The organism is Rhodococcus sp. EPR-157 (assembly GCF_001647195.1).
Taxonomy (GTDB): Bacteria; Actinomycetota; Actinomycetes; order Mycobacteriales; family Mycobacteriaceae; genus Rhodococcoides.
On record NZ_LVCV01000252.1, the window covers coordinates 1 to 7,139 of the forward strand.

Consider the following 7,139-nt stretch of genomic DNA (forward strand, 5'->3'; position numbering starts at 1 on the left):
CCTCGGCGCGGTAATGATCGGCGCGGTCGTGGGCGGACATTCCACCCCACACGCCGTAGGGCTCGTTCGCCGACAATGCATGCGATCGACACTGGACGAGCACCGGACATGCGGTGCAGATGGCCTTGGCCTTCCTTTCCCGCATCGCGCGGGCTCGGCCTCGTTCCCCCTCGGGGTGATAGAAGACCGAGGAGTCGTAGCCGCGACACAGTCCGTCTAGTTGCCAATCCCACACGTCGGCATTCGGAACCGGCAATTCGACCGGCCGGGAAGGAACGCCTCTCACCATCGGGGTCTCCTCATGAGCGCCGGCGCATCGAGGTTTGTGACCTGTCTGCGCGCGCGGATGTCTTCGTGAACCACTTCACTTTCCCGCATTCAACATACTTTTGGCAAGAATGTCGGACATTTGTATGCCTAAAAACCAGCGCTGCTGCTTCATATTCCGCGGGTACGCTCCAGTTCGGCGATGATCGTGGCCGCGATTTCTGCAGGTGGCGGGCCTACGTCGACGACGATCGCGTCTTCGTCGGATCCGATCGACTCGAGAGTCGATAGCTGTGTGTCGAGTAGGCCGCTCGGCATGAAGTGGTTCATCCGGGCGTTCAACCTGCCGCTGATTCGCTCCCGCGTTCCTGCCAGGTGAACGAATACGACGCGACCTTCCGACCCTCTCTCCAGAACGTCTCGATAGCTTCGCTTGAGCGCCGAACATGTCACGATTCCAGGTTCGCCCGCTGCGGTGTGTGCTCGTATCCAGTCGGCGATGGTTTCCAACCACGGCCAGCGATCGGCATCGGTCAACGGCTGCCCCGACGCCATCTTCTCGACGTTCGAATCAGGGTGCAGGTCATCCCCCTCCTGCAGGTCCCACTTCAACGCACCCGCAAGAATGCCTGCGACAGTGGACTTCCCAGATCCCGACACACCCATGATGACGAGAACCGGATGGGGGTTCGGTGGCGAGTTCACGTCAGATCACCGCAATCCAAGTCGACATGCCAGCCAGGACCGTCACAGAAACAGCGCATACCATCACACTCCAAGTTTTCGGGTTCCGCTCGATCGAAGTACCCAGATACACCGTCACCAACCGGCCTCCCGCGTCGTGCGCAAGCGGTAGAAGTAGCGAGTACGAGTTCTTTCCCGTCGAACGTGAGGCAGTCAGCCCCGCCGGAACGAGGTGACCCTGCTCACTATCCCAAAATGTAGTACTTAATGCAAGACCGTGATCGATTCGTACTACTAATCTCTAGGCGCGCGCGGCGGGAGCCACGCGGGACAGGAACTCGATCTGGTCGGCGACGACGCGGTCGAACGCATCCCCGACATAGATGTCGAAGTGGCCGTCCGGATAGACGACGACCTCGCCTTTCGGTGCACGCTTCGCATGCCGCAGGGTGGCCTTGGCCGGCGCAACGGTGTCGGTCTCGCACACCGAGAACATGATCGGGCACGTGACCTTTCCGGCATGCCGACCAGGGCGACGCAGCGGAATGTCGAGACCGACCCGGGCCAGTACCTCGTTCCGAAACGTCTTCCCCTCGGGCACGAGCGCCAGATAGCCGTCCAGTGCGTCGGACGAGGACATCAGGGCTGTCGAACCCGGCGGGCCCGCCAGCGGGATGAACTTCGGCTCGCGACCGAGCAGGGAGCCGACCCGGTCACCTACCGCGCGCGCCGTCACCCGAGCCGCCACGAGCGGGTTCGTGGCCAAGGCGGATGCCATACCGTCGGTGAACGGGCATTGCGACACCACAGCGTCGACACCACCGTCCCGCGCCGCCGCGACGATTACATGGCCACCGCCGAACGATGTCCCCCACAGCACCACACCGCCGCTACCACGTGTTCGCGCGTACGCGATGGCCGACGCCCAGTCCTCCAGCTGCCGGTCGATGTCGAGAAGTTGGCGTGGCTGGCCCTCACTGTCGCCGAAGTGGCGGTAGTCGAACACCAGGCACGAGTACCCCTCGGCCGCGAACCTCGAGGCGAATGCATCGAGACGCATCCACTTGACTCCCCCGAGCCCGTGTCCCATGACGATCACCGGAGCTCCCTCTGCACCCTCGTAGAACCAGGCACTGCAGTCGACCGAACCGGATGGAAAACGCACGTCGTAACGCTTGGTCATAGCCCACCTCCCCGTTGCCGAAGACACTAGCGGCGAGAGAACCTCGCGTATACATGGCACGATCGAACAGTGGTGGTCGAAGCACGCGCGGATTTCCTACAACTACACGACTCCGTACTCGAGAAACTGGGACGGAACATCGTGGACGGAACCGTGCCCGCGGGAACCAGGATTTCGGCGGACGACGTAGCCACCCGGTTCGAGGTATCACGAACGGTCGTCCGCGAAGTCGTTCGCGTACTCGAATCTCTCGGACTCCTCACCGTTCGTCGCAGAGTCGGCATCACTGTGCTCGATTCCTCGCAGTGGAATTCGCTCGATCCACTGGTGATCAGATGGCAACTGGCCGGACCCAACCGCGCAGCACAACTTGCAATACTCAGCGAATTACGTTCGGGTATAGAGCCTTTGGCAGCACGGCTCGCCGCACAACGGGCGACACCGGAACACTGCGGACAGCTGACGGCCGCAGTGATCGGCATGTCTGCCACCTCCCGTGCCGCGAACTCCGACGCCTACCTGGCCCACGATTCCGACTTTCACCGCACTCTTCTTGCAGCATCCGGTAATCCAATGCTGCGTTCGATGTCCGAGATCGTCGTCGAAGTACTGGCCGGGCGTACCCGTCACGCGCTGATGCCGCATCAGGCCGATCCCGAGGCCATTCGCTTGCACGGCGTCGTCGCGTCTTCTATTCAGGCGGGTGACGCGCAGGCGGCCGAACGGGCAATGGAGCAGATCGTCACCGAATCGGCCATTGCGATGAACGCTACTTCTACTTCGACAGAATCAGACCAGACGTAGGAACGCCGGTACCTGCCGTCACGAGTACGTTCTCCACGTCGGGTACCTGGTTCACCGAAGTTCCCCGAATCTGCCTGACGCCCTCGGCAATTCCGTTCATGCCGTGGATGTACGCCTCACCCAACTGCCCACCGTGGGTGTTGAGGGGCAGCCTGCCGCCGAGTTCGATGGCACCGCCGGAGACGAAATCCTTGGCCTCACCCGGGCCACAGAACCCCAGTTCCTCCAACTGCATCAGCACGAACGGCGTGAAGTGGTCGTACAGAACTGCCGTCTGCATCTCCGCCGGGGTCAGACCGGACTGCGCCCACAACTGATCACCGACGAGTCCCATTTCCGGCAACCCCGTCATTGCGTCGCGGTAGTAGCTGGTCATGATGTATTGATCAGGCCCACTCCCCTGCGCTGCCGCGGTGATGACGGCCGCCGGATTGGGAAGATCCTTCGCACGCTCGGCGCTGGTCACGACCAGTGCGATGCCACCGTCGGATTCCTGGCAGCAGTCCAGCAGATGCAACGGTTCGGCGATCCACCGCGAATTCTGGTGGTCCTCCAACGTGATCGGCTTGCCGTAGAAGAACGCCGCCGGGTTGTTGGCGGCATGCTTGCGGTCCGCGACGGCAACTCTGCCGAAATCCTCGCTCGTGGCACCGTAGACGTGCATGTATCGGCGGGCGACCATCGCGACGAAGGACGCCGGAGTGCCGAGACCGTGCGGGTAGGACCATCCGGCGTCGATTCCGGACGACGTCGGCGCGGCCGCAAGATGTGATGCCACCTGGCCGAACCGCGCGCCCGAGCGCTCGTTGAACGCCCGATACGCGACGACGACATCGGCGACGCCCGTTGCGACGGCAATTGCGGCCTGCTGAATCGTCGCGCACGCCGCACCGCCGCCGTAGTGAATACGACTGAAGAAGGTGAGATTGGGGATACCGACCGCTCGCGCAACAGCTGTTTCGGTGTTGGTGTCCATCGTGAACGACGTCAGTCCGTCGACGTCGTTCGGCGTGAGGCCTGCGTCGTCCAGAGCGGCGGTGACGGCCTCGGCTGCAAGCCGAAGTTCGCTCCGCCCGGAGTCCTTGGAGAAATCCGTTGCTCCGATGCCGACGATCGCCGTTTCTCTGGAAAAGCCGCTCATACCAGCCTCACCGTCGCCGTGATGTGGGCCCCGAGAGAGTCCGTGCCGAGAACGTCCACGGTGACCTCACCGTCTTCCACCCTCGACACAGTCCCTGTCAGTGTCAGCTTGTCGTAGGCGTACCACGGCACACCGAGTTTCAACGCGATCGACCGCAGCACCACGGACGGGCCGGCCCAATCGGTGACGAAACGCTGTACGAGCCCGGTGTCGGTGAGAATGTTGACGAAGATGTCCTTCGATCCTCTCTGGACGGCCTTGTCACGGTCGTGGTGCACGTCCTGAAAATCTCTGGTGGCCAACGCCGTCGACACCACGAACGTCGGATCGGCGGTGATCTGCAACTCGGGGAGAACATCTCCGACGGCGGCGATCATCGCACGGCCTTCCACGCCGGGAGCGTCAGATCGTCGTCGATACACACGAACTCGACCTGCACGGGTAGTCCGACGACTACCTCCGCCGGATCCACTCCTCGTAGTTCTCCGAGCATCCGCACTCCTTCCTCGAGTTCGACGAGCGCAACCACGAACGGCAACGTTCGGCCCGGAACCTTCGGTGCATGGTGAACGACGTAGCTGTACACCGTGCCCGTTCCGGCGGCGACGCAATAGTCGATGGGCTTGTTCTTGTCCTGCCAGATCGCCGGTATCGGCGGGTGCCGGAGTGAACCATCCTGCACCCGTTGGATTCTCAGCTCGCCGACCTTGGTTCCCTCCCAGAAGAACTCGGTCTCCTGCGAAGCCACGGGTCGGATCTGCTCGGTTGGGTCCTCTTTCGCGACAGGTGCGAACTTCAGCACCCGAAACAGCATTTCGGCGACAGCCTCGTCGCCCACGTACCAGGTGTTGTGCACCGTCACGAACCAACCAAGGCCAAGGCCCGTTTTCTTCGGCCCCACTACGTCACCGAGGCGGGCCGTCAGCGTCACTTCCTCCCCGAGCTGCAGGTACCGGTGGTACGTCTGCTCGCAGTTGGTAGCGACGATCGACGTGAAGCCTGCCTCGTCGAGGATCTCCATGATCTCGCCGAGCGGATCGTCCGCAGCTCGGGTCCGGTGCAGACCGCCCATCGTCCAGACCTGCGCCATCGCGGGCGGCGCGACGACGCCTGGATGCCCCGCCGCTTCGGCTGCAGCGGCGTCGACATAGATGGGATTGGTGTCGCCGATGGCCTCGACCCAGTTGTTGATCATCGGCTGGTTGACGGGATCGCGGCCTGGCTTCGGCGCGCTGTCACCCGCCGCCGCAATGCGTTCGGCCGCCTGGAGGATCGACGCGCTCACCGGATCACCCTCGGCAACCCGAGACCGGAGGTGGCGATGAGTTCGCGCATGACTTCGTTCACACCACCACCGAATGTGATGACGAGATTGCGTTTGACCTGTTTGTCGAGCCAGTCCATCAGTTTTCCGGTATCCGGGTCCGCCGGGTTACCGTGCCGACCGACCATTTCCTCCGCTATCCGACCGACGCGCTGAATACGTTCGGTGGCAAACACTTTCGTTGCCGAAGCGTCCGCGATGTCCACCGAATCGGCGGTGCTCGATGCCACCTGCCAGTTCAACAGTTCGTTGATGCGAAACGTTGCCTGGATCTCACCGAGGACGCGCTGCACATCGGATTCACCCAGCAGCGAGTGATTCTCGGCCCACCTGCGCAACCGCACGTAGAGACCGGCGATTCGTCCGGCAGGCCCGAGCATCACCCGCTCGTGGTTGAGCTGAGTGGTGATGAGCCGCCACCCGGCGTTCTCCTCACCGACCACCATGTCGACGGGAACTCGGACGTCGTTGTAGTACGTGGCGTTGACGTGATGCGCGCCGTCGCACGTGATGATCGGAGTCCACGAGTAGCCAGGATCGCTGGTGTCGACGATGAGCATCGAGATACCGCGGTGACGGGAATCCGGTGCGCCGGTGCGCACTGCCAACCAGACGTAGTCCGCGTCGTGTCCACCCGTGGTGAAGATCTTCTGTCCGTTGACGACGTACTCGTCGCCGTGCCGAACCGCAGTCGTGCGGAGCGACGCCAGATCGGTGCCCGCCTCGGGCTCGGTATAGCCGATGGCGAAGTGGACGTCGCCCGCGAGAATGGCCATCAGGAATTTCGCCTTCTGTGCCTCGGTGCCGTACTTCTGCAGCGTCGGACCGACGGTTTGCAGCGTCACGGCCGGTAGCGGAATGTCGGCTCTGGCAGCTTCGTTCACGAAGATCGACTGCTCGAGGTCGCCGAAGCCGTGGCCACCGAACTCCTTCGGCCATCCGACTCCGAGCCATCCGTCGCGGCCCATGGTCTTGATGATCTTTCGGTACGTTGCTCCGTGCCGCTCGGTCATCATGATGTCGGCGTCGTGCTCGTCGACGAGGTCGGCGAAGTAGTTACGCAGTTCCGCTTGAAGTTTCAGTTGGTCTTCGGTCAGTTCGACGAACATGCTGCCCCCACTAGGTCGAGTCGGTAGGACGAACCTCCGACGAGTCGGGCGAGATCCTTTGCCGCCGAGTAGTAGCGGTGCATCGGGTACGTGACATCGACGCCGATGCCCCCATGTAGGTGATGACACATCTGCATCGCCGCGGGTAGTTCAGCGGCGATCCAGTAGGCGAGGACGTCGGTGTCGTCGGCTTCTCGCCGCTGCGACGCCTGCCACACCGCAGAGACCGCGGCCACGTGGATCGTTCGGGCCGTGACATAGACGTCGGCGATCTCGCCTGCGACCGCCTGGAACGTCGCCAGCGGCTTTCCGAATTGATGCCTGCTTCCCAGATGCGAGGCCGTCAACTCGGCAGCGCCCGCGGCAATTCCGTCGGCGACAGCACCGATCGACGCCAGCGCAATCCGGTACAGGCCAGCGACGTCGTCACCGATGAACTCGCCAGGTGCCGAATCGAATTCGACGACGTACTCGGGGTCACCGGACGACGACGGCGTGCGGGTGAGCCGTACGCCGTCGCTCTTCGGGTCGACCAGAACGATTCCTGCCGACGTCGGTACGAGAATTCGGTAGGCCTGCTCCGCATACGCGACGGCGATCTTCGTACCCGTGACGCGCATGTGGTCG

General features: G+C 62.9%; 9 protein-coding genes. 1 reads left to right on the plus strand and 8 read right to left on the minus strand.

Annotation, left to right across the window (positions count from 1 at the left end):
* The 3 genes from A2J03_RS11485 to A2J03_RS11495 form a co-directional block, all read right to left on the minus strand.
* Nucleotides 1-289 (minus strand): WhiB family transcriptional regulator (locus tag A2J03_RS11485; RefSeq protein ID WP_068373641.1); only part of this gene is annotated, 289 nt, incomplete at its 3' end.
* Nucleotides 290-438: 149 nt separating this feature from the next.
* Nucleotides 439-933 (minus strand): gluconokinase, encoded by a 495-nt coding sequence (locus A2J03_RS11490; RefSeq protein WP_068373661.1) that lies wholly within the window; start codon nucleotides 931-933, stop codon nucleotides 439-441.
* 319 nt (nucleotides 934-1,252) lie between these two features.
* The gene (locus tag A2J03_RS11495; RefSeq protein WP_068373644.1) at nucleotides 1,253-2,134 is read right to left on the minus strand and encodes an alpha/beta hydrolase; all 882 of its coding nucleotides are present in this window, start codon (nucleotides 2,132-2,134) and stop codon (nucleotides 1,253-1,255) included.
* A 69-nt stretch (nucleotides 2,135-2,203) separates the two neighbouring features.
* On the opposite strand from A2J03_RS11495, the gene A2J03_RS11500 reads away from it, so the two are divergent.
* On the plus strand, nucleotides 2,204-2,938 hold the full coding sequence (locus tag A2J03_RS11500; protein ID WP_231912488.1) for a FadR/GntR family transcriptional regulator: 735 nt from the start codon (nucleotides 2,204-2,206) through the stop codon (nucleotides 2,936-2,938).
* Here the strand turns inward: A2J03_RS11500 and A2J03_RS11505 are convergent.
* The 5 genes from A2J03_RS11505 to A2J03_RS11525 form a co-directional block, all read right to left on the minus strand.
* Nucleotides 2,910-4,079: a lipid-transfer protein gene (locus tag A2J03_RS11505; RefSeq protein ID WP_068373647.1), complete on the minus strand. Its 1,170-nt coding sequence runs from the start codon at nucleotides 4,077-4,079 to the stop codon at nucleotides 2,910-2,912. The two genes, A2J03_RS11500 and A2J03_RS11505, sit on opposite strands and share 29 nt — an antisense overlap.
* Nucleotides 4,076-4,456, minus strand: coding sequence for a MaoC family dehydratase (locus A2J03_RS11510; RefSeq protein WP_068373663.1), 381 nt, complete (start codon nucleotides 4,454-4,456; stop codon nucleotides 4,076-4,078). Before A2J03_RS11510 ends, A2J03_RS11505 begins: the two co-directional genes overlap by 4 nt.
* Nucleotides 4,453-5,364, minus strand: a complete 912-nt coding sequence (locus tag A2J03_RS11515; protein WP_068373652.1) for a bifunctional MaoC family dehydratase N-terminal/OB-fold nucleic acid binding domain-containing protein — start codon at nucleotides 5,362-5,364, stop codon at nucleotides 4,453-4,455. The genes A2J03_RS11510 and A2J03_RS11515 overlap by 4 nt, the downstream gene beginning before the upstream one ends.
* Nucleotides 5,361-6,512 carry an acyl-CoA dehydrogenase family protein gene (locus tag A2J03_RS11520; RefSeq protein WP_068373655.1) on the minus strand — a complete coding sequence of 384 codons (1,152 nt, stop codon included), beginning with the start codon at nucleotides 6,510-6,512 and terminating at the stop codon, nucleotides 5,361-5,363. Before A2J03_RS11520 ends, A2J03_RS11515 begins: the two co-directional genes overlap by 4 nt.
* The coding region (locus A2J03_RS11525) for an acyl-CoA dehydrogenase family protein (protein ID WP_197480725.1) at nucleotides 6,497-7,139 on the minus strand (643 nt) is incomplete at its 5' end. The genes A2J03_RS11520 and A2J03_RS11525, both read right to left, overlap by 16 nt.